This is a genomic window from Gordonia hirsuta DSM 44140 = NBRC 16056 (assembly GCF_000333015.1).
Taxonomy (GTDB): domain Bacteria; phylum Actinomycetota; class Actinomycetes; order Mycobacteriales; family Mycobacteriaceae; genus Gordonia; species Gordonia hirsuta.
Genome location: NZ_BANT01000029.1, coordinates 36391 through 56283, shown reverse-complemented (window position 1 = coordinate 56283; position 19893 = coordinate 36391). Strand labels below are relative to the sequence as shown.

Sequence of the window (19893 nt, the reverse complement as noted above, 5' to 3'; positions counted from 1 at the left end):
CTCAATCTCCTCCGTCTTTCAGTTCGGCGAACCAGCGCAGGCTGTCGCCGTGATCGGGCGGCGCGGTGGCGCCGATGGTGCGGTCGACCGGCCACGAGCCCAGGAAGACCACGCGCTCGGCGGAACGATACAGCGCCCGGAGCGCTTCGCCGACGGCGTCGTCGTCGAGATGACCGGCCGCATCCAGGAAGAATCGGTACTGGCCGGGCACCTCGCCGCGTCGGGGACGGGACTCGATCCGGGTCAGATCCACTCCCCGGTCGGCGAACTCGGTCATCGCGGTGACCAGCGCACCGGGCCGGTTGACCAGATCCAGGATCACCGAGGTGCGGTCGCTGCCCGTGCGTTCCGGCGGCGGACCCGCCGGGCCCAGGAGCAGGAACCGTGTGCGGGCATCGGCGGAATCGGCGACCCCTTCGGCCAGCGGAGTCAACTGGTGCAGCTCGGCGGCCACCGCGGTGGTCACCGCCGCATCGGCCCGGCCGTGGACGACGTCCTGGGCCGCGCCGGCGTTGGATGAGGCGACGACGAACTGCGCATTCGGGAAAAGCGTCTGGACGCTGTCGCGCACCTGTGCCGAGGCCACCGGATAGGCCGCGATGGTGCGGACCTGCGCGGGGTCTATCCGCTGGCGGGCGGCGATGGTGAAGGCGATGTCCAGGCTCACCTCGGCGTACGCCTGCACGCGGCGTTCTCCGGGGGCGGGAACCAGCGCGTCCATGGTCGCCGGCACCGACCCCTCCAGCGAGCTCTCGATCGGAACACAGGCGTAATCGGCCTCGCCCCGGCGGAGCTGGGCGATCGCGGCGGCGGGTGAATCGGCCGGCACGGTGCGGATGCTTCCGTCGACGGCGACCGCGCCGCGATGCAGGAGTCGCTTCAGCGCCATCTCGGTGAAGGTTCCGGCGGGGCCGAAGTAGGCGAAAACGGGCACGTGTCCAGCGTAGTCGGTCGCTGATCGTGGCAAAGGTGTTGACGGGCACGACGCCGGCGTTTAGGTTAGGGGACCCTAAGTAGGGCTCACCTAGGTCTGCTCCATTCTGTGGGGCGTGGGAGGTTCACATGACCGCTATCGATCGCAGCGGGTACATCGCTCGGGACACCGCCGGATCGGTCCGACCGGTGCCGTGCGATGCCGAACGGATCCAGACCGCTTGCCGCCGCGTCCACGAAGGAACGCTCTCGGTGGACGGCTGCGGCCCGGCGGCGGTGGCGATGGTGCACCTCTTCGAATCCGAGGCGTTCATGGTCGTGCCCGACGATGCGTCGGTGCGGGAACCGGCCGGACAGGAGCTGGACGGTATACCGGCGATGCTGGAGCTGGCCGACTGCGCGCCGATCAGTCTGCGGGAGCGGGTGCGCTCGCTGATCTGGCTGTCCGGGCGGGTGCATTCTGTGCCGGCGGCGCTCGAGCGCGAACTGGCAGTGGAGATCACCGGCGACCACCCCGATGCGCGCCTGCTCGACGTCGGACACGGGCACTGTCTGCTGCGCCTGCACGTAGACAACGCGGTGATCGCCTCCGCGACTGGGGCGGCCTCGGTCGACGCCCACACCCTCTCCGGCGCCGAACCCGATCCGTTCTGGGAGTACGAGGGGCAGTGGCTTTCGCACCTGGAGGCCGACCATCGCGACCTGGTGGACCGGCTGACCCTGCTGTTCCCCGATCATCTGCGCGACGGGCGGGTGCGACCGCTCGGGCTGGACCGGTTCGGCATCACCTTTCGCGTGGAGACGCCGACCGCCGACAACGATGTGCGCCTGAGCTTCGACCGGCCCTGCACCGGGGTGGGCGACCTGTCGGCGGCGCTGCACGATCTGGTCGCCCACGCATGACGCGCACCGTGGACCGGACCGCGGCGCCCGGTCGTCGTTTCGCCGCCGGCAATGCGCTCGGTTACGACGCCCGGATCGGTCACCTGGTGCCCGGTTATGCAGAACTGCACGAGATCAGTGCCGCCGTGCTGGCCGCGCGCCTGCCGGTCTCGGCGCGCATTCTGGTGGCCGGTGCCGGCACCGGTACCGAGACCCTGGCGCTGGCCCAGGCCAACCCCGCGTGGGAGGTCGTCGGGGTGGACCCGTCGGCCGATATGCTCGCCGTCGCCCGGCGGCGAGCTGCGCTCGCCGACCTGCCCAATGCGCGTTTCGTCGAGGGTTATGTGTCCGGACTGGCCGATCCGATGCCCTTCGATGCGGCACTGAGTCTGCTGGTGATGCACTTCCTGGCCGGTGACCAGGCCAAGAGCGGGTACCTGGCGCAGATCGCGGACCGGCTGCGCCCGGGCGCGCCGCTGCTGCTCTGCGATCTCACCGAACACGATGACGACGACCTGGACGTGATGGCCGAATACGCCCGCGCGCGGTATGTCGACCCGCAGTCGCTGTCCGCGCTCCGGCAGCGCATGGCCGAGGACTTCTATCCGGTGAGTGACCAGCGACTCCAACGGTTGGGCGAGGCGGCCGGATTCTCCCCGCCGCGTCCGTACTTTCGCGGAGTCGCCTTCGTCGCGAACGAGCTGCGCCGCAGCTGACGTGACGGGCACGCGTTGCACCGCCGTCACCGGGTGACCGCGGTGCAACGGTGTCCTCGGCCGGCGGCGGATTCGGGGCGCGACCAGACTGATTAGGCTGACCGGTGTGACGTTCTGGAATCGGCTGCGCCACGCCCCCGAGCCGCGGGTGGCGCAGGTGCACGGCCGAGCCGAACGGCGCGCGCTGATCATCGAACTGGTGATCGTCGGGGTGCTGACCTTCGGGTTCTCGGCCGTCGGCGCCGCCCTGGCACTGCTGGAAGCGCAGCTGACCGGGGGCATCGGTTCGACGACGGTTGCGCTGAATCCGGTCCGGTCGAAGGTCGCCGGGATCGACGCGGTGCAGCAGCTGATGTCGGCGGCTCGACTGCTGGCGATCGGTGCGCTTGGGGTCTATCTGCTGTGGCGCAGCGGGACCCGGCTCCCGGATGTCGGACTGGGCCGTCCGCGGCGCCGCGACGTCCCCCCGGCGTTGGCGCTGGCCGCGCTGATCGGCCTGCCCGGGCTGGGGCTGGTGGTGGTTTCCGGGGTGCTCGGTCTGAATGCGGACCTGGTGGCCGCCCCGGGGGACACCCCGTGGTGGAGGTACGGGACGCTGGTGCTGATCGCGATCGGCAATGCGGTGGCCGAGGAGGTGATCGTCGTGGCCTACTTCCTGGTGCGGCTCCGCCAGCTCGGGGTCAGCCAGTCGGCGGCGCTGGCCGGTTCGGCGCTGCTGCGCGGTGGTTATCACCTGTACCAGGGCTTCGGCGCCGGGCTGGGGAATGTCGTGATGGGGCTGATCTTCGCGCGCTGGTATCAGGCGACCGCGCGCCTGTGGCCGCTGGTGATCGCCCATGCCGTGATCGATATCGTGGCGTTCGTCGGCTACGCGGCGCTGGCGCCGCACCTGAGCTGGCTGCCGGGTTAGCCTGAGACCGGTTCGCGGCTACAGGGCTGAGGCGCGCCGCCGAGGGGGCGACTAGGGTCGACGGGCATGGAACACGTCCGGCTCACCGAACACGTCACCGTGCTCCGCGGCACCGGCGGCGGCGCCTATCCGAAGGGGAATCCGCTCCGCATTCACGGCGGCGACACAGTGGTGCAGGTGGACTCCTCGGTCGACCATCCCGCCGACGGCGTGGACCTGGTGCTGCTCAGTCACGCCCACGAAGATCACCTGGTCGGGCTGGGAGCGACCGCCGCCCCGGTCATGGCGCACCGTGCTGACGCGCCGGCGGTGGCCTCGTGGGAGGAGTTCTGCCGCGTCACGCACCTGCCTGCCGGTCAGATCGCCGACGGCGTGCGCGAACAGTACCGTCTGGATCCGCGGCCGGATGTGACCGCCTTCGACGACGGCACGGTGATCGATGTCGGCGGTGGCGTGCGCATCTCGGTGGTGGCGTTGCCGGGGCACACCGCCGGACACAGCGGGTTTTACGTTGAACCGGACGGGGTCTTCTTTCTCGCGGACGTCGACCTGTCCTCGTTCGGGCCGGTCTACTGCGATGAGGGTTCGGAGCTGGCGGACGTGCGGGCCTCACTGGAGCGCTGCGCGCAGATCGAGGCCGCTGTCTACACCACCTTCCATCACAAGGGGCCGTACACCGACCGGGACCGCTACCTGGCCGAGCTGGCCGTCCACGCCGACGCCCTCGAGGCACGGGAGAAGCGGATTCGGGAACTGCGACAGATGTGGCCGGATGCCGGAGCCGCCGAGCTGGTCGGACACGGCGTGGTCTTCAAAGCCGACGGTCGGCGGCCCTGGTATGCCGATTTCATGGAGGAGTTCATGATCGGCGCGCACCTGGCCGAAATCGTGTAGCCGGGGACAAAGCGGAGTAGACCGGAGAGATGAGGTATCCGCGACTCGTCCCCGTCGTGGCCGCGACGGCACTGCTGTTGACCGGCTGCACCCAGACCGACCCCGGATCGCCGACCGATGGGCCGACGGTGACCGTCACCGATCAGGTCACCGACACCGTCACCGCACCGGGCTCGGACGAGCCGTCGTCGCCCGAGGCCATGACATCGCCGCCGGCGGCATCGGTGCCCACCGGAACCCTGCCGACCAGCCACGCGCCCTCGACGGGGGCGCAGCTGACCGTGACGGAGGTCCGCACCGGTGCACATGAGGGCTTCGATCGAGTGGTCTTCGAGTTCGCCGGTCGCGGGACCCCGGGGTGGCGGATCGACTACACCGACCGGCCGGCCGAGGCCGGGAGCGGGCACCCGGTCGAGTTGCCCGGTTCCGGAGTGATCTCGGTGGCCCTGACCGGCGTCGGCTACCCCTTCGACACCGGCCGCACCCCGTTCACCGGGACCGTCCCCGGCGCCGGGGAGATCACGCGAGTGCAGGTCGGCGGCCCGTTCGAGGGCGAGGTGCTGGCATTCGTCGGCACTGCTGCGGTCCGGCCCGCCGTCACGGTCAGTGCGCTGACGTCACCGACCCGGGTGGTCCTCGATATCGCGCGCTGACCGGCCCACAGCGCGCAGACGCGGTCGGCGAACGGAATCGTCGACCGCGCGATACCGCCCGAGCGGAGCGAACAAGCCTATGTTCCGTTTCCGACCTCCCAGGTCGGAAACGGAGTACGTATTCAACCGCGCCTGACGGTAGCGGCGATGCCCGCGGCCAGGACTGCGGAGATGTCGGCTTCAGGCATTCCCAGTTCCGCCAGAATCGCGACGGTGTGCTCGCCGAGGGCGGGGACGTCGCCCATCGGGGGCTCGTGGTCGGCGAAGGTGGCCGGTGGCAGCAGCGCCGGTACCCGACTGTGTTCGGTGCCGACCTCGCGCCAGCGGTCCCGGGCCTGCAACTGCGGATGCTCCACCGCACCGCCGACACCGTTGAGTTGCGCTGCCGGTACCCCGGCGGCCGCCAGGCGGGCGGTCAGTTCGGCGACGCTGAACCGGGCGCTGAGCTCGGCGACGAGGGCATCGCAGGCGGCGCGATTCTCCACCCGGGCGATATTGGTGACGAAACGGGGATCGGCGACCAGGTCCGGCCGGTCGAATACTTCGGTCATCAGATCGCGCCAGCCGTTGTCGCTCTGCACCCCGATCAGCACCTCGCCGTCGGCGGCCGGATAGGTGTTGTAGGGAGCGATCGCGGTGTGGCCGACACCCATCCGTTCGGGTTCGACGCCCGAGTACATCCGCGCGTACATCGGATACCCCATCCATTCGATGGTGGCCTCGAGCATCGAGACGTCGATGGTGGCCCCCTCGCCGGTGCGGGACCGGCGCAGCAGGGCGGCCAGAACGGACTGGGCCGCATACATGCCCGCGGCGATGTCGGCGGTGGGGATCCCCGTCTTCGCGGCCGACTCGGGGGTGCCGGTGATCGAGATCAGGCCGGCCTCGGCCTGGATCAGCATGTCGTAGGACTTGCGCTGCGAGTACGGGCCGCCGGGACCGAACCCCGACAGGGCGACCGTCACCAGTTCGGGATGGTCGGCGCGCAGCTGCTCGGCACCCAGGCCCAGCCGCTGCGCGGCCCCGGGCGCCAGATTCTGCACAAAGACGTCGGCCGAGGCGATCAGCCGTTGGACCAGCGTCCGGCCGGCGGCGGACTTGAGGTCCACCGCAAGGGACTCCTTGCCGCGGTTGAGCCAGACGAAATGGGCGCCGGTGCCCTCGACCACGTGGTCGTACCCGCGGGCCAGATCGCCACCGCCGGGACGTTCCACCTTGATCACCCGCGCACCCAGATCGGCGAGCTGACGGGTGGCCAGCGGCGCGGCCACCGCCTGCTCGACGGCGACGACGGTGTAGCCGTCGAGCGGGTGAGGGCTGGGCGTCAGCTGCCGACCTTCTCGTCGGCGGTCTGCACCTCATCGGTGCGTTCGGCGCGGATCTCGTGACCGCTGGAGGTCAGGCAGCGCCCCGACTTCAGATCCCACTGCCAGCCGTGCAGGTTGCAGGTCAGCTTGTCGCCCTCGATCACGCCGAACTTGCTCAGATCGGCCTTCAGGTGCGGGCAGCGCCGCTGAATGGTCCAGCCGTCCAGCTCGATGGAGGCATCGTCGTCGTGCGCCTCGGAGAACCAGCCGTCGGCGTACTGGATCCGCTCGGGGGTCAGGCACTTGAAGAAGGTGTACAGGTACTCGTTGTATCCGCCGATCCGCCAGGTGGTGAACCGGGTCGACAGGAAGATCGTGTTGACCCAGTCCGGTTCGTCGTCGCGCAGCACGGTGCGCACCAGTTCGGGGGCGATCCGGAAGCCGTAGCGGTACTTGCCGTCGCCCTCTTCGCGCATCCGGACGCTCCGCTGCGGGAAGTCGATCACGAAGGTCTCGTCGCCGATCACCAGGCCGACCGGATAGCCGATGCCGTCGCAGATCAGATCCGACTCGGCCATGATCGGCTCGAACAGGGCCTTGAGCTGCGGCAGCAGCGGCTCGCCGTCGGCCGGTGCCCAGGTGGCCTTCTCCGCGGCGATGATCGGCGCGAACTTCTCCTTCATCCGGTCCAGATACGGCTTCTTGTTCTCGCCGAAGACCTGCTCGGGCGGATACGGGTGCTCGATCTCGAGCAGATCACTGCCGCGGAACTCGGCCGTGGACCCCGACACCATCATCAGACCGCGATGGTGTTCGCCGTCGTCGGTGCCGTGGGTCTTCATCTGCTCCAGGAACTCGGCCTGGTCGGGGAAGATCGAGGCCTGATCCGCCTCGCTGCCGGTGTTGAAGTCGTTGACGCCGTACAGCTCGTCGTCGAGGAACATCGGGGGACCGGCCGAGGGCACCACCCAGGTGGCGCCGACCTGCTCGATGTAGCTGCGCGCCCGGTCCATTCCGCGCTGACGCTTCTGCTTGGCGAAGTTGGCTTTCGACTTGCGGGGGATGTCGTAGACCATTGGGTACCAGATGGCACCGGAGTACTGCAGCAGATGCACGTCGACGTGCCCGAACTCCTTCTTCACCACATCCAGATCGATCGGGCGGGCATCGTTCATGTTGAAAACGACGGTCTCGCCGTCGTCGATCAGGATGCCCGAGTCACCGATCGGCCCATCGGCCGGTGCGCGCAGCGCGATGATCATCACGTCCAGGTCGCCCTTGGGGCCGGAGACGTGGTGCTTGACCGAGTCGGTGGTCTCGACGAACTTGTGGAAGCCCAGGCGCTCGAGGTCGCGCTTGAGGTCGGGCACCGGATAGTCCGGCAGCAGCACCGTGGCGTCCTTGTTGACGTTCTCGATCAGGTTCTGCTCGTCGTAATGATCCCGGTGCAGGTGCGAGACGTACAGGTAGTCGCAGTCGCCCAGGGCCTTCCAGTCCAGCTCGGTGTTGTCGGGGAACGGAATCCACGAGGCGAAGTAGGCGGGGTTGACCCACGGGTCGCAGAGGATCGAGCCGGCCGCGGTCTGGATGTGGAAACCGGCATGGCCGATGGAGGTGATCTGCACGGGGCTGAGACCTTTCGGGTAGAGCAAGGGCTGTTCGTCCAGCTTATCGGGACCGGCCGCGGCGAGGGTACGTTGGTGATCAGCGCCATCGGCGTGCGACTCGAGGTGAGGAGAACGGCCCATGGATCTGGTCGATGCGGCGCTGGAGAGGACCGTGGTACCCGGCTATTCGAAGATCGGTTTCCGCGTTCGTGCCGCCGAGTGGCCCGACGACGATCCCGCGCCGGGAGCGCTGATCGGGCGTACCGTCCTGGTCACCGGGGCCACCTCCGGGATCGGTGCGGCGATCGCCGGCCGTGTGACCGATTTGGGCGGGCATGCGGTGCTGATCGGCCGCCACCGGCAGCGGGCAGGGGCGGTGCGGGAACAGATCGTGCGCCGCAATCCCGCGGCCGAGGTGAGCATCGAACTCGCCGACGTCTCCGACCTCGGTCAGGTTCGCCGGCTCGCCGGACGCCTGGAACAGGGGCCCGTCGACGCGATCGTGCACAACGCCGGGGTGATGCCGCCCGAACGCACCGACTCCGTCGATGGCCACGAACTGTCGCTGGCCACGCACGTGCTGGGACCGCTGCTGCTGACCGACCTGCTGCTCCCACGGTTGGCGCAGAGTCCCGATCCGCGGGTGATCTTCATGTCGTCGGGCGGGATGTACACCACCGGACTGCCCGTCGACGATCTGCAGTACCGGTCCGGCGACTACCGCGGGGCACGCGCCTACGCCCGGAGCAAACGCGTGCAGACCGCGCTGCTGCCGCTGCTGGCCGAGCGGTGGGGTCCGGCGGATGTGATGGTCGCGGCTATGCATCCGGGCTGGGTCGACACCCCCGGGGTGAGCGACTCGCTGCCGCGTTTCGCCCGGCTGACGCGACCGCTGTTGCGCAGCGCCGACCAGGGCGCCGATACCGCCGTGTGGTTGCTCGCGACCCGCCCGGCACCGGCGACCGGAGAATTCTGGCACGACCGGCGCAGCCGACGGCTGCACTACCGGAAACGAACCGAGTTCAGTGAGACCGAACGACGTGCCGTCTGGCGTGAGGTCCGCGCCGCGGCGGAAATGGAGGAACGATGATCAGCTTGCAGCGCACCGTGCAGACCGCGACGCCGGCGCGAGCGGTCTTCGAGTACCTGGCGGATTTCACCACCGCCCAGCACTGGGATCCGAGCGCGATCCGGGTCACCCGGATCGCCGGTGACGGTCAGGTGGGCTCGGAGTACGAGGTCGTCAGCAAGTTCGCCGGTGCGCAGACCGAACTGGTGTACCGACTGACCGACCTGGAGTCGCCGACGCTGATCCGGTTGCGCGGGGAGAAGAAGGCGGTCACCGCGGTCGACACCATCACCGTGACCAGCACGCCCGCCGGCACCGAGGTGACCTATGCCGTGGAATTCGACTTCCACGGTTTCTTCCGCGTACTCGAGCCGCTGCTGACGATCGCGGTGCGCAGGCTGCTGCGCGAGGGAGCAGAGGGACTGCGCACGGCCTTGAACGAACTGGGCTGAACGAACCGGGCTGAACGAACCCGGCTGCACGAGTTCGGCCCGCCGGGGGCGTGCGAAAAATATTTCCCGTCCAGACCCATCCGCTTCTGGAACAGGCCCGAATCACCTATGTCACTGCTGACGAGACCGGCGTCCGCCGGCACTCACACAATGAGGGAGCTAGACATGGGAACCAAGACGACCACGGCCAAGATTGCGGCGATCGGCTTCTCGCTGGCCATCGCCGCCACGATGAGCGCCTGCTCGAGCGACGACGATTCGACCGCGGCTCCGGCCACCAGCATGTCCGCCTCGGCGATGTCGGCCTCCGCCGGCGGTTCGACCGCAGATCCGGCCGCCGGCCTGGTGGGAACCGGATGTGCGGCCTACGCCGAGGCCGTGCCGACCGGCCCCGGTTCGCTGACCCAGATGGCGACCGAGAAGCTGGCGGTGGCGGTGTCCAACAACCCCGAGCTCACCACGCTGGCGGCTGCGGTGTCCGGGGGGCTCAACCCCGAGGTGAACCTCGTCGACACGCTCAACGACGGAGAATTCACCGTCTTCGCGCCGGTGGACGCGGCCTTCGCCAAGGTCGACCCGGCCACGATCGACGCACTCAAGACCGACGCCCCGGCGCTGACCTCCCTGCTGACCTACCACGTCGTCTCCGGGCAGGCCGCACCCGACAAGGTCACCGGCGAGCACACCACGGTGGAGGGCGCCACGCTGAAGGTCACCGGCAGCGGCGACGATCTGAAGGTCAACGGCGCCGGGGTGATCTGCGGCGGCATCGTGACCGAGAACGCCACTGTCTACCTGATCGACGACGTCCTGATGCCCCCGGCCGACGACAAGTGACCGCGCCGAGTGTGCGTACCCCCGCATGCTCGCGCACCTGAGACGGTGCGCCGCCGGCACAGGCGGCGCACCGTCACCCCCTGAAACGAAGGAACGACGATGCCGTACTCACTCCGGGCGCGCTTTCCCGGGCACTTTCGGCAGATCGTGACCGGCCTGCTCATCGCCGGTGCGGCCGCCCTCTGCGCACTGTCGACCCTCGGTACCGGACCGGTGGCCGCGGCCCCGCCCGGGGCGCCCGAACCGGTGGCCGCGGTCGACCTAAACCGCTATCTGGGCACCTGGTATCAGCTCGCGGCGGTACCGCAGCCGTTCAACCTGGTCTGCGCACGCGATACCCGGGCCGCCTACGCCCTGTACGACAACGGTGATGTGCGGGTACGCAATACCTGCACCACCTGGGCGAACACCCCCAACGCGATCAACGGCCGGGCCACCGTGCTCGACGAGCAGACCGGAGCGCAACTGCGGGTGCGCTTTCCCGGGGTGCCCGGCAAGGGTGGCCCCCGGGATCTGCCCAACTATCTGATCGTCGGTCTGGATCCGGACTACCGGTGGGCGGTCGTCACCAATCCCGCCCGAACCTCGGGCTTCGTGCTGTCCCGGACCCCCTCGCTGGCCCGCGGAGACTGGGCGGCCGTGCGGTCGGCCATCGCCGCCGCCGGCCAGTCCGACTGCCTGTACCTGACCTCCCCGACCACCGGCGGATACTCCGAAGTGGTTCCCCTGTGCACCGCCGGACGGTGACCGGAGCGGCGTCGCGCTGCCTTCACAGCCGCCGGTAGCGCTCCAGCGCGATGCGGCGTTCGTCGGCGTGATCGACGATCGGCTGCGGATAGGCGCCGGAGTCGTCGCCGAGGGCCGGCTGCCCGGCTCCCGGCAGCCGCCACGGGCGATGGATCTGCTTACCCGGCAGATGGCGCAACTCCGGGATCCAGCGGCGGATGTAATCGCCCTCGGGGTCGAATCGTTCACCCTGGGCGGTCGGGTTGAACACCCGGAAGTAGGGCGCCGCGTCGGTGCCGCTGCCGGCGGTCCACTGCCAGCCGTGCTGGTTGGACGGCAGATCGCCGTCGACCAACTGGGTCATGAAATATCGTGCGCCGCGCCACCACGGCAGGTGTAGATCTTTGGTAAGGAACGAGGCGGTGATCATCCGGACGCGGTTGTGCATCCAGCCCTGCGCCCGAAGCTGCCGCATGCCGGCGTCGACGATGGGGTAGCCCGTGCGGCCGGAACACCAGGCCGCGAACGCCTCGTCGGCGGCCGGACCGGTGTCGTATTCCAGGGCGTCGAACTTCGTGTCGGCATTGCCACGCGCCGTCTCCGGCCGGTGATGCAGGACGTCGGCGTAGAAGTCCCGCCAGGCCAGTTCGCTGCGCCAGCTTTCGGCACCCGGATCGGTGCGCCCGCGCAGATCCGCCAGCACGGTCCGCGGATGCAGGCACCCGAACTTCAGATACGGCGACAGCCGGGAGGTCCGGTCCAGATCCGGCCGGTCGCGGTCGTCGTGATAGCCGAGCAGGTCGTCGTCGCGGAAGACCGACCAGCGGGCGCGGGCCGCCGCTTCCCCGGCCGGCGGCACGGGGATGTCCACGGTGGACTCACCGAGCATCTCGGCGGCCAGGTCCAGCTCGAGCCGCCCATCGAACCCGGCCGGGTCGAGCCAGGCGAGGCTGTCCGGTCCGGTATCGGCCGGCCGGGGCCACCCGTGCTCGAGCCAAGCCCGCCGATAGGGAGTGAAGACCTTGTACGGGCGGCCGGCCTGGGTGCGCAGCCGGTCCGGGGAGACCGCGTACGACGAACCGGTGCGCACCAGCGGCACCGGGCGCGCCGCGGCCGCCAGGGCCTGTTCGGTCTGCGCATCGCGGGTGCTGCCATACGGACCGAAATCGGCGCTGACGTGCACCGACCCGGCGCCGATTCCGGCCGCCACTCGCGGAATCACCTGCGCCGGGCGCCCGGCGACGATCAGCAGCCGTCCACCCAGATCGGCGTCGAGGGCACGCAGGCACCCGGCGAGGAAGGCGGTGCGCCGCCGACCCGAGGGCGCCAGCAGGGTCTCGTCGAGCACGAATACGGCCAGCGCGGCATCGGTGCGATCCCGCGCCGCCAGCAGCGTGGGCAGATCCGACAGCCGCAGATCGCGACGGAACCAGACCAGAGCGGGGGAGTCGTCCATCTCACCAGTGTGCGTGGTCGACCCATCCGCCCGCGGAGCGGATCCGAATCCCTGATGTGACTGGAATCAGAGAACTCCCGGCCGACAGTGCCGTCGCGGTGATCGGCAGCGGGGTGGCCGGGCTGACGGCCGCCTACCTGCTCGCGCAGCGGCACCGCGTAACGCTGTACGAGGCCGACAGCAGACTGGGCGGGCACGCCCATACGCACGTGATCCACGGCCGGGGCGGTGTGCGCACGGCGGTGGACACCGGCTTCATCGTCCACAACGACCGGACCTACCCGACCCTGCTCCGGCTGTTCGACCAGCTGGGTGTGGTCACCGTCGATACCGATATGTCGATGTCGGTGTCGTCGCAGCGCACCGGCCTGGAATACGCCGGGGCGCTCGGCCTGCCCGGTCTCTTCCCGACCTGGCGCACGCTCACCCGGGGGCGTTACCTGAAGATGCTGGTGGAGATCAGGCGGTTCCATACCCTGGCGCGCCGGCTCCTGGACGATCCCGCCGCCGACGAACCGCTCGACGAATTCGTCGTCCGCAGCGGGCTGTCGACATATTTTCAGGAGAACTTTCTGCTGCCGCTGGTCGCTGCGGTGTGGTCGTGCGATGCGGGCACCGCCGCCAGGTATCCGGCGCGATACCTGTTCTCCTTCCTTGATCACCACGGCATGCTCACGGTGTTCGATTCACCGCAGTGGCGCACCGTCGCGGGCGGCTCGGCCACCTATGTCGCGGCGGTGGCCGACCACGTCGTCGGCCGCGGGGGAACGATCCGCCTCGATTCGCCGGTGACCGGGCTCGCCGAGACCGGCGAGGGCGTCGAGATCACCGCGCGGTCGTCGCGGGAGCGTTTCGCCGCGGCAGTGGTGGCCACCCATCCGCATCAGGCGCTGTCGTTGCTGAGCGCACCCAGCCCGGCGCAGACCGATGTGCTCGGTGCTATCGGCTATCTGGCCAAACCGGCGGTGCTGCACACCGACACCAGCCTGCTGCCGGCGGCGCCGCGGGCACGGGCTTCGTGGAACTACCAGATCCGTGCCGACGGCTCGCAGGTCGCGGTGACCTACGACATGACGCGGCTCATGCGGCTGCGGCCCGAGACCGCTGCCGGACCGGCCCCGCGCTATCTGGTGACCATGGGACGGACCGATCTGGTGGATCCGGACGCGATCCTGGCCGAGATGACCTACGAGCACCCGGTCTACGACCTGCAGTCGGTGGCCGCTCAGCGGCGCCTGCCCGAGATCGAGACGGCGGCGATCGCATTCGCCGGCGCCTATCACGGGTGGGGATTCCACGAGGACGGTGCCGCCTCGGGCGCGCGGGCGGCCCGGGTCTTCGGTGGCACCTGGCCCGGGGAGACCGGGGCGGTGTCACGATGAGGAGCGGCGTCGCGATCCCCGGTGCGCAGACCTCGGCGCTGGTCCCCACCCGGATCGCCCATACCCGGCGGGATCCGATCGACTACCGTTTCACCCACTCCAGCCTGAGCTGGCTGATCGACATCGATCAGCTGCCGGTGCTGCCGCGCGGCCTGCGCTGGGCCGCGCGCTTTCGGGCCGGGGACCATTTCCCGCAGCCGGTGCGCCCCGGGGACACCCTCCGGACGCGGTTGGACCACTACCTGGGGCACGAGGCCGACGAGATCGCCGGAGGCACGGTGACGGCGCTGCTCTCCCCGCGCGTGGCCGGCTATGTGTTCAACCCCCTGTCGGTCTTCTGGTGCCACGACCGCGCCGGCGCGCTGCGCTACGTCGTGGCAGAGGTGCACAACACCTACGGCCAGCGGCACTGCTACCTGGTGCGCACCGATCACGCCGGGCGTGCTCAGATCGATAAGACCTTCTACGTGTCGCCGTTCAACGACGTCTCCGGGCGCTATCGCCTGGTGCTGCCCGAGCCGGATCCGGCGGGCCGGGTGCGACTGGCGATCACCCTGCAGCGCCCCGGTCTGGCGCCGTTCACCGCGACCCTGACCGGCCGGCTGCGCCCGGTGACCATCGCTTCGGTGCTCCGGACTCAGCTGCGGACTCCGCTGGCACCCCTGGTGGTCAGCATCCGGATCAGGATGCACGGCATCGTGCTGTGGGCGCGCGGGCTGCCGCTGTTTCCCCGTGCGGGGGAAGACCCCGGGGCTGGCGACGAGCCCCGAACCACCGAGAAACCCCGAACCACCGAGAAACCCCGAACGAGCTGGAAACGAGGCCTGCGCCGATGACGATCAACGAGGAATGCACCGTAGTCGAGGACCGGATCGACCCGGACCGGTGGCCCGATGTGGCCCGTGTGCCCCGCTCACCGATCCGGGGGGCTGCCGCGGGCCGCCTGTTCGCCGCGGCCCTGCGGAAGGTTCCGGTCACCGTCGAATTCGCCGACGGCCCCGGCGGAGCGCCGTCGCACGCCGGGGCGCCGGCCGCCAGAATGCTGATCCGCAATCCGCAGGCGCTGTACCGGCGCCTGGGGTCGACCGGTCTGATCGGCTTCGGTGAAGCCTTCATGGCGCAGGACTGGACCACCGATGATCTGGTCGGCGTGCTCACGCCGCTGGCCGAACGGATGGCCGAACTGGTTCCGGCTCCGCTGCAACGGCTGCGCCCGCTGGTGCTGCCGGGGCACCCGGCCGACGAGCGCAACAGCATCGACAACACCCGGTCGAACATCGCCCGGCACTACGACCTGTCCAACGACCTCTTCGCCGCCTTCCTCGACGAGACCCTGAGCTACTCCAGCGCCTACTTCGGGTCCGACGACGCCGCCGCCGAGGCGACCTGGTCGGATCTGGCGCCGGCGCAGCGAGCCAAGATCGACCGGCTGCTGGATCTGGCCGCGGTCGGTCCGGGCACCCGGCTGCTGGAGATCGGGACCGGCTGGGGCGAGCTGTGCGTGCGGGCGGCCGAACGCGGAGCACAGGTGCGCTCCCTGACGTTGTCGAGCCGGCAACGGGAGCTGGCGCGCGCCCGGGTCGCCGCGGCCGGGCTCGGCGACCGTGTGCAGATCGATCTGCTCGACTACCGCCTTGCCGACGGTGAGTACGACGCGGTGGTCTCGGTGGAGATGCTCGAGGCGGTGGGCCGGGAGTTCTGGCCGGAGTACTTTCAGACCGTCGAACGGGTCCTGGCCCCCGGCGGCCGGGCCGCGATCCAGGTGATCACGATGCCGCACGCCCGCATGCTGGCCTCCGCCGGTACGTACACCTGGGTGCACAAGTACATCTTCCCCGGCGGTCAGCTGCCGTCGATCGAGGCGATCCGGGAGGTGGTGGGCGAGCGGACCGGACTGCAGGTGACCGACGAACTGGCGATGGGCCGCCACTATGCCCGCACCTTGCGGCTGTGGCGCGAACGTTTCGAGGGCCGGACAGAACAGATCGACGGACTCGGCTTCGATGCCGTCTTCCGGCGGATGTGGACCTTCTATCTGGCCTATTCCGAGGCCGGTTTCGGTGCGGGCTATCTGGACGTCTATCAGTTGCGTCTGGACAAACCGTGAACGCGGGATAGGGGCGGCTCGCATGTCCGTGGCGGTGGCGCCGGTTAGAGTGTTCTCCGATGCGAAGTGTCGATCTGAGAGCGAGTGGCGCGTGACCGCGGACGGTGTGCTCCTTGACCAGCTCCTGGTGCAGGTGGCCGACGGTCGCCGCGATGCCTTCGTCCGGTTCTACGATCTGACCAGCTCGCGCCTCTACGGCATGGTGCTGCGGGTGCTGCGCGATCAGGGATACAGCGAAGAGGTGACCCAAGAGGTCTATCTGCAGGTCTGGCGCGACGCCGGGAAGTTCGATGCCGCCAAGGGCAGTGCGCTGTCGTGGCTGCTGACCATCGGTCACCGCCGGGCGGTCGACCGGGTCCGGTCGGAATCCTCGGCCGCCGAACGGGAGGAACGCTTCGGCCGGGTCTACTTCGCCGAGGCGACCGACGATCTGGAAGACGATGTCGTCGCCCGGGCCGAGGCCCGACGGACCCGTGAATGCCTCGATACGCTGACCGATCTGCAGGTACAGGCGGTGACGCTCGCCTATTACGAGGGCCTCACCTATCGGGAGGTCGCACAACGTTTGACGGTGGCGCTGCCGACGATCAAGACTCGGATCAGGGACGGACTCAAGAGACTGAGGGGGTGCCTCGAACGTGATTGACGACGACGAGGACCTGACCGCAGCTGCGGCGCTGTTCGCCCTCGACGCTCTCGACGACGTCGAGCGTGCGCGGCTGCTCAGGACGGTGGCCCAGGCCCCGCCGGCCCGGCGCGAAGAGTTCGACGCCGAGGTCGCCGAGGTGCGTGAGGCGCTGGCCGGACTCAGCCGTGCCACGGCGGCCGAACCCCCGGCGGCGCTGCGCGGCCGGCTGCTGGCGCAGATCGACGATGAGCCGGTGGCGAGTGCACCTTCCCGGCGCCGCCGGCCGGGCTGGATGCTGGCCGCTGCGGCGGCTGCGGCGGTCGTGGTCGGTGTCGGCGGGGTGGCGATCGGGTACGCGATCGGCGACCGCGATGCGCCGGGCCGCCAGTCGAGCGTCGAGGAGATCTTCGCGGCACCGGATGTGCAGACCACCAGCGGCGAGGTCGCCGGTGGTCGTGCCACCGTCACCTATTCGCCGTCGACCGGCGAGGGCGTTCTGGTGATGAATCAGGTGCCCAAACCGGCGCCGGGCACCATCTATCAGATGTGGCTGGACGGACCGGGCGGACCGCGGCTGGCCGGGACCATGACCGACGCCGATATCGGATCCTCGACCACCGCCGTCATCGAGGGCATGCGGGGGGCCACAGCGGTGTCGTTCACCGTCGGGGATGCGGCCACACCGGAGCAGCGGATCGGTGAGCCGGTCGCGACGCTCCCACTGACCTGAGGCCGGCGGCGAACCCGCACCGGTGCCGCCCCGCTGTCGGCGGACCCGACTAGTGTCGACGAGTATGGAACCCGTCTACGACACCGTGATCGGCATGGCTCGGACGCTGTGGCTCGCGCAAGGCCTCAAATTCAAGATCTCCGGCGTCGAGAACGTCCCGGTCACCGGGCCGGGGGTGGTCGCGATCAATCACACCGGCTACCTCGACTTCACCCTGGCCGGTATCCCCGCCTTCCTGCAGGGCAAACGGAAGGTCCGGTTCATGGCCAAGCAGGAGGTCTTCGACAACAAGGTCGGCGGGCCGATCATGCGTGCGCTCAAGCACATCCCGGTCGACCGCGGCAACGGTGCGGCCAGCTACGACATGGCCGTGGACTATCTGCGCAGCGGCGAGTTGGTCGGCGTCTACCCCGAGGCCACCATCAGCCGCAGCTTCGAGATCAAGGACTTCAAGTCCGGGGCCGCCCGCATGGCACTGGATTCGGGGGCCCCGATCATCCCGACGGTGATCTGGGGCGCCCAGCGCATCTGGACCAAGGGCCACCCGAAGGCGATGGGCCGTCACAATTTCAAGATCGCCATCGGTGTGGCCGAGCCGATCCTGCCCAACGGCACCGCCGCCGAGATCACCCAGCGGCTGCACGAGTCGATGTCGGCGAAACTGCTGGAACTGCAGGACGTGTATGCGCAGTGGAACGGCCCCTACCCGGCCGGCGAGTTCTGGGTTCCGGCCCGGCTCGGTGGGGGAGCGCCCACGCTGGCCGAGGCCAACGCGATGGATGCCGCCGATGCCGAGGCCAAGGCGGCCCGGCGGGCGGCGCAGGGGCGCACCGACGACGGCGACGGTGCCGCACAGGACTGATATGGAACCTGTTTTCCGGACCCTGGAGATCACCGCGGGCGCACTGGTGCGCGCGCAGGGGATGCGTCGGCGCTACGACGGACTGGACAACATCCCGTCGTCGGGCGGCTTTGTGCTGGCGCTCAATCACAACGGCTACACCGACTTCCTGCCGCCGGCGCTGGGCCTGTACCGGCGGGGCCGTCGTGCCCGGTTCATGATCAAGTCCGAGGTGATGGACGTGGCGATCATGCGGTTCATCGTCAAACACACCCGGGCGGTGACGGTGGACCGCTCGGCCGGTGCCGAGGCCTTCCGGGTGGCGGTGCGGGCGCTGCGGGACGGTGAAGCGGTCGTGGTCTATCCGGAGACCACGATCAGCCGCAGTTTCGAGCTCAAGCAGTTCAAGACCGGGGCGGTCCGGATGGCCGTCGAAGCCGATGTCCCGGTGGTGCCGGCCGCGCAATGGGGTGCGCAGCGGCAATGGAGCAAGGGCACCCGGCGGCGGATGGGCTTCGCCCGCATCCCCGTCCATGTCCGGTTCGGCGAACCGATCAGGTTCGAGTCGGATGTGGACGTCCACGACGCCATCGAACGGCTGTACGCGGCGATCGAACAGTTGCTGCGGCAGGTACAGGACGACTATCCCGAGGCGCCCGCCGGCGCGGACTGGCTGCCCGCGCGGCTCGGCGGCGGCGCCCCCACACCCGAGGAGGCCCTGGTGGTCGAGGAAGAAGAAGCCGTCGAGAAGGCCCGGCGCCGCGCCCAGCGGTCCGCCGGTGACCGGGAGCAGCAGCGGTGACCGCGGTCTGGGGCCCGCCGTCGGTGATCGCCTCGGATGTGGACGGAACACTGCTCGACGACGACGAGCAGCTCACCCCGCGCACGCGAGCGACCCTGGAACGGGCCCGGGCGGCCGGAGTGGAACTGGTGCTGGCGACCGGACGCCCCCCGCGCTGGATTCCGCAGATCGCCGATCAGCTGGCCGATTCGCCCGCCGCGGTCCGCTATGCGGTCTGCGCCAACGGTGCCATCGTCTACGACGTCGTCGAGGACCGGATCCTGCATGTGCAGGCGCTGGAACCGGCGGTTCTGCGGGTGCTGGCGCAGCGCATCGCCGAGCGGCTGCCGCACGTCGGCTTGGCGGCCGAGCGGCCCGGGACCGTCGCACAGGCCGGTGCCGGTGACGCGGCCACCGCGCCGTTCGTGGCCACGGCCGGCTACGAGCACGCCTGGCTCAATCCCGATCACGTCCAGGTCAGCGATGAGCACCTGTTCGCGCTGCCGGCGGTGAAGCTGCTGGCCCGCGTTCCCGGAATGAGTTCGCGGGAGATGGCGCATCTGGTGCGTCCGGCCGTCGGCGACCTGGCCGAGGTCACCTATTCCATCGGTACCGGCCTGATCGAACTGTCGGTGCCCGATGTGCACAAGGCCAGCGGGCTGCAGTGGCTGATGGCCAACACCGAACTGCCCGGCGGGGCGCCGATCGCCTTCGGGGATATGCCCAACGACATCGAGATGCTGCGCTGGGCGGCGCGCGGTGTGGCCATGGGCCACGGCGATGCCGCGGCGCTGGCGGCCGCCGACGAGGTGGCCCCGCCCAACTACGAGGACGGTCTGGCCCAGGTCCTCGAACGCTGGTTCTGATCCCGCGCTGATCGGCTCCCGCAGCGACCGTTCCGGTCGCCCGCGCCATGCCTGCTGCCGCGTTCGCGGCATGTTCGATAGGTGTTCGATAAGCGTGACCCTGTTGTGACCCGCCC

Annotated in this window: 21 protein-coding genes; 17 read left to right on the top strand and 4 right to left on the bottom strand. The window is 69.6% G+C overall.

What is annotated here, in order from left to right; translation table 11 throughout:
* Window position 1: 1 nt before the first annotated feature.
* Window positions 2-934 (bottom strand): prephenate dehydratase, encoded by a 933-nt coding sequence (gene pheA, locus GOHSU_RS11205; protein ID WP_005941407.1) that lies wholly within the window; start codon window positions 932-934, stop codon window positions 2-4.
* Between the two features lie 128 nt (window positions 935-1062).
* On the opposite strand from pheA, the gene GOHSU_RS11200 reads away from it, so the two are divergent.
* The 5 genes from GOHSU_RS11200 to GOHSU_RS11180 all read left to right on the top strand — a co-directional run bounded on the left by GOHSU_RS11200 (window position 1063) and on the right by GOHSU_RS11180 (window position 4988).
* Window positions 1063-1836, top strand: coding sequence for a DUF2470 domain-containing protein (locus GOHSU_RS11200; protein ID WP_005941403.1), 774 nt, complete (start codon window positions 1063-1065; stop codon window positions 1834-1836).
* Window positions 1833-2531, top strand: coding sequence for a class I SAM-dependent methyltransferase (locus GOHSU_RS11195; RefSeq protein WP_005941400.1), 699 nt, complete (start codon window positions 1833-1835; stop codon window positions 2529-2531). The genes GOHSU_RS11200 and GOHSU_RS11195 overlap by 4 nt, the downstream gene beginning before the upstream one ends.
* A gap of 106 nt (window positions 2532-2637) precedes the next feature.
* A complete protein-coding gene (locus tag GOHSU_RS11190) occupies window positions 2638-3441 on the top strand; it encodes a CPBP family intramembrane glutamic endopeptidase (protein ID WP_005941397.1) in 804 nt (267 codons plus the stop codon).
* A 66-nt stretch (window positions 3442-3507) separates the two neighbouring features.
* The gene (locus GOHSU_RS11185) at window positions 3508-4335 is read left to right on the top strand and encodes an MBL fold metallo-hydrolase (RefSeq protein ID WP_005941394.1); all 828 of its coding nucleotides are present in this window, start codon (window positions 3508-3510) and stop codon (window positions 4333-4335) included.
* Window positions 4336-4364: 29 nt separating this feature from the next.
* Window positions 4365-4988, top strand: a complete 624-nt coding sequence (locus GOHSU_RS11180) for an AMIN-like domain-containing (lipo)protein (RefSeq protein WP_005941391.1) — start codon at window positions 4365-4367, stop codon at window positions 4986-4988.
* Between the two features lie 122 nt (window positions 4989-5110).
* Here the strand turns inward: GOHSU_RS11180 and GOHSU_RS11175 are convergent, their stop codons facing one another.
* Both GOHSU_RS11175 and GOHSU_RS11170 read right to left on the bottom strand, forming a co-directional pair.
* Window positions 5111-6316 carry a CaiB/BaiF CoA transferase family protein gene (locus tag GOHSU_RS11175; RefSeq protein ID WP_029759797.1) on the bottom strand — a complete coding sequence of 402 codons (1206 nt, stop codon included), beginning with the start codon at window positions 6314-6316 and terminating at the stop codon, window positions 5111-5113.
* Entirely contained in the window at window positions 6313-7920 is a 1608-nt protein-coding gene (locus GOHSU_RS11170) for a Rieske 2Fe-2S domain-containing protein (RefSeq protein WP_005941385.1), read from the bottom strand. Before GOHSU_RS11170 ends, GOHSU_RS11175 begins: the two co-directional genes overlap by 4 nt.
* A 121-nt stretch (window positions 7921-8041) precedes the next feature.
* On the opposite strand from GOHSU_RS11170, the gene GOHSU_RS11165 reads away from it, so the two are divergent.
* The 4 genes from GOHSU_RS11165 (at window position 8042) to GOHSU_RS11150 (ending at window position 11007) form a co-directional block, all read left to right on the top strand.
* Window positions 8042-8992, top strand: coding sequence for an SDR family NAD(P)-dependent oxidoreductase (locus GOHSU_RS11165; protein ID WP_005941381.1), 951 nt, complete (start codon window positions 8042-8044; stop codon window positions 8990-8992).
* Window positions 8989-9423: an SRPBCC family protein gene (locus tag GOHSU_RS11160; RefSeq protein WP_005941379.1), complete on the top strand. Its 435-nt coding sequence runs from the start codon at window positions 8989-8991 to the stop codon at window positions 9421-9423. Before GOHSU_RS11165 ends, GOHSU_RS11160 begins: the two co-directional genes overlap by 4 nt.
* A gap of 165 nt (window positions 9424-9588) precedes the next feature.
* The gene (locus tag GOHSU_RS11155) at window positions 9589-10260 is read left to right on the top strand and encodes a fasciclin domain-containing protein (RefSeq protein WP_005941377.1); all 672 of its coding nucleotides are present in this window, start codon (window positions 9589-9591) and stop codon (window positions 10258-10260) included.
* A 99-nt stretch (window positions 10261-10359) separates the two neighbouring features.
* The gene (locus tag GOHSU_RS11150; protein ID WP_005941375.1) at window positions 10360-11007 is read left to right on the top strand and encodes a lipocalin family protein; all 648 of its coding nucleotides are present in this window, start codon (window positions 10360-10362) and stop codon (window positions 11005-11007) included.
* Between the two features lie 22 nt (window positions 11008-11029).
* Here the strand turns inward: GOHSU_RS11150 and GOHSU_RS11145 are convergent, their stop codons facing one another.
* Complete coding sequence (locus tag GOHSU_RS11145) at window positions 11030-12442, bottom strand: cryptochrome/photolyase family protein (protein WP_005941373.1); 1413 nt, start codon at window positions 12440-12442, stop codon at window positions 11030-11032.
* Between the two features lie 98 nt (window positions 12443-12540).
* On the opposite strand from GOHSU_RS11145, the gene GOHSU_RS11140 reads away from it, so the two are divergent.
* The 8 genes from GOHSU_RS11140 to GOHSU_RS11105 all read left to right on the top strand — a co-directional run bounded on the left by GOHSU_RS11140 (window position 12541) and on the right by GOHSU_RS11105 (window position 19777).
* The gene (locus GOHSU_RS11140) at window positions 12541-13824 is read left to right on the top strand and encodes an NAD(P)/FAD-dependent oxidoreductase (protein WP_005941371.1); all 1284 of its coding nucleotides are present in this window, start codon (window positions 12541-12543) and stop codon (window positions 13822-13824) included.
* Window positions 13821-14660 carry a DUF1365 domain-containing protein gene (locus tag GOHSU_RS11135; RefSeq protein ID WP_005941369.1) on the top strand — a complete coding sequence of 280 codons (840 nt, stop codon included), beginning with the start codon at window positions 13821-13823 and terminating at the stop codon, window positions 14658-14660. The genes GOHSU_RS11140 and GOHSU_RS11135 overlap by 4 nt, the downstream gene beginning before the upstream one ends.
* Complete coding sequence (locus tag GOHSU_RS11130; protein ID WP_005941367.1) at window positions 14657-15931, top strand: class I SAM-dependent methyltransferase; 1275 nt, start codon at window positions 14657-14659, stop codon at window positions 15929-15931. Before GOHSU_RS11135 ends, GOHSU_RS11130 begins: the two co-directional genes overlap by 4 nt.
* 91 nt (window positions 15932-16022) lie before the next feature.
* Window positions 16023-16577, top strand: a complete 555-nt coding sequence (gene sigK / locus GOHSU_RS11125; protein ID WP_024332569.1) for an ECF RNA polymerase sigma factor SigK — start codon at window positions 16023-16025, stop codon at window positions 16575-16577.
* Window positions 16570-17289, top strand: coding sequence for an anti-sigma factor (locus GOHSU_RS11120; RefSeq protein ID WP_005941363.1), 720 nt, complete (start codon window positions 16570-16572; stop codon window positions 17287-17289). The genes sigK and GOHSU_RS11120 overlap by 8 nt, the downstream gene beginning before the upstream one ends.
* Window positions 17290-17353: 64 nt before the next feature.
* Window positions 17354-18151, top strand: a complete 798-nt coding sequence (locus tag GOHSU_RS11115; protein WP_005941360.1) for a lysophospholipid acyltransferase family protein — start codon at window positions 17354-17356, stop codon at window positions 18149-18151.
* Window position 18152: 1 nt separating this feature from the next.
* The gene (locus tag GOHSU_RS11110; RefSeq protein ID WP_005941358.1) at window positions 18153-18932 is read left to right on the top strand and encodes a lysophospholipid acyltransferase family protein; all 780 of its coding nucleotides are present in this window, start codon (window positions 18153-18155) and stop codon (window positions 18930-18932) included.
* Complete coding sequence (locus GOHSU_RS11105) at window positions 18929-19777, top strand: HAD family hydrolase (protein ID WP_005941356.1); 849 nt, start codon at window positions 18929-18931, stop codon at window positions 19775-19777. The genes GOHSU_RS11110 and GOHSU_RS11105 overlap by 4 nt, the downstream gene beginning before the upstream one ends.
* Window positions 19778-19893: the final 116 nt, after the last annotated feature.

What these genes read in the sequence shown, in the direction of transcription:
- GOHSU_RS11200 (WP_005941403.1), top strand. Translation starts at nt 1,063, where the DNA reads ATGACCGCTATCGATCGCAGCGGGTACATCGCTCGGGACACCGCCGGA.
- GOHSU_RS11195 (WP_005941400.1), top strand. Translation starts at nt 1,833, where the DNA reads ATGACGCGCACCGTGGACCGGACCGCGGCGCCCGGTCGTCGTTTCGCC.
- GOHSU_RS11185 (WP_005941394.1), top strand. Translation starts at nt 3,508, where the DNA reads ATGGAACACGTCCGGCTCACCGAACACGTCACCGTGCTCCGCGGCACC.
- GOHSU_RS11180 (WP_005941391.1), top strand. Translation starts at nt 4,365, where the DNA reads ATGAGGTATCCGCGACTCGTCCCCGTCGTGGCCGCGACGGCACTGCTG.
- GOHSU_RS11165 (WP_005941381.1), top strand. Translation starts at nt 8,042, where the DNA reads ATGGATCTGGTCGATGCGGCGCTGGAGAGGACCGTGGTACCCGGCTAT.
- GOHSU_RS11160 (WP_005941379.1), top strand. Translation starts at nt 8,989, where the DNA reads ATGATCAGCTTGCAGCGCACCGTGCAGACCGCGACGCCGGCGCGAGCG.
- GOHSU_RS11155 (WP_005941377.1), top strand. Translation starts at nt 9,589, where the DNA reads ATGGGAACCAAGACGACCACGGCCAAGATTGCGGCGATCGGCTTCTCG.
- GOHSU_RS11150 (WP_005941375.1), top strand. Translation starts at nt 10,360, where the DNA reads ATGCCGTACTCACTCCGGGCGCGCTTTCCCGGGCACTTTCGGCAGATC.
- GOHSU_RS11145 (WP_005941373.1), bottom strand. Translation starts at nt 12,442, where the DNA reads ATGGACGACTCCCCCGCTCTGGTCTGGTTCCGTCGCGATCTGCGGCTG.
- GOHSU_RS11135 (WP_005941369.1), top strand. Translation starts at nt 13,821, where the DNA reads ATGAGGAGCGGCGTCGCGATCCCCGGTGCGCAGACCTCGGCGCTGGTC.
- GOHSU_RS11130 (WP_005941367.1), top strand. Translation starts at nt 14,657, where the DNA reads ATGACGATCAACGAGGAATGCACCGTAGTCGAGGACCGGATCGACCCG.
- GOHSU_RS11115 (WP_005941360.1), top strand. Translation starts at nt 17,354, where the DNA reads ATGGAACCCGTCTACGACACCGTGATCGGCATGGCTCGGACGCTGTGG.
- GOHSU_RS11110 (WP_005941358.1), top strand. Translation starts at nt 18,153, where the DNA reads ATGGAACCTGTTTTCCGGACCCTGGAGATCACCGCGGGCGCACTGGTG.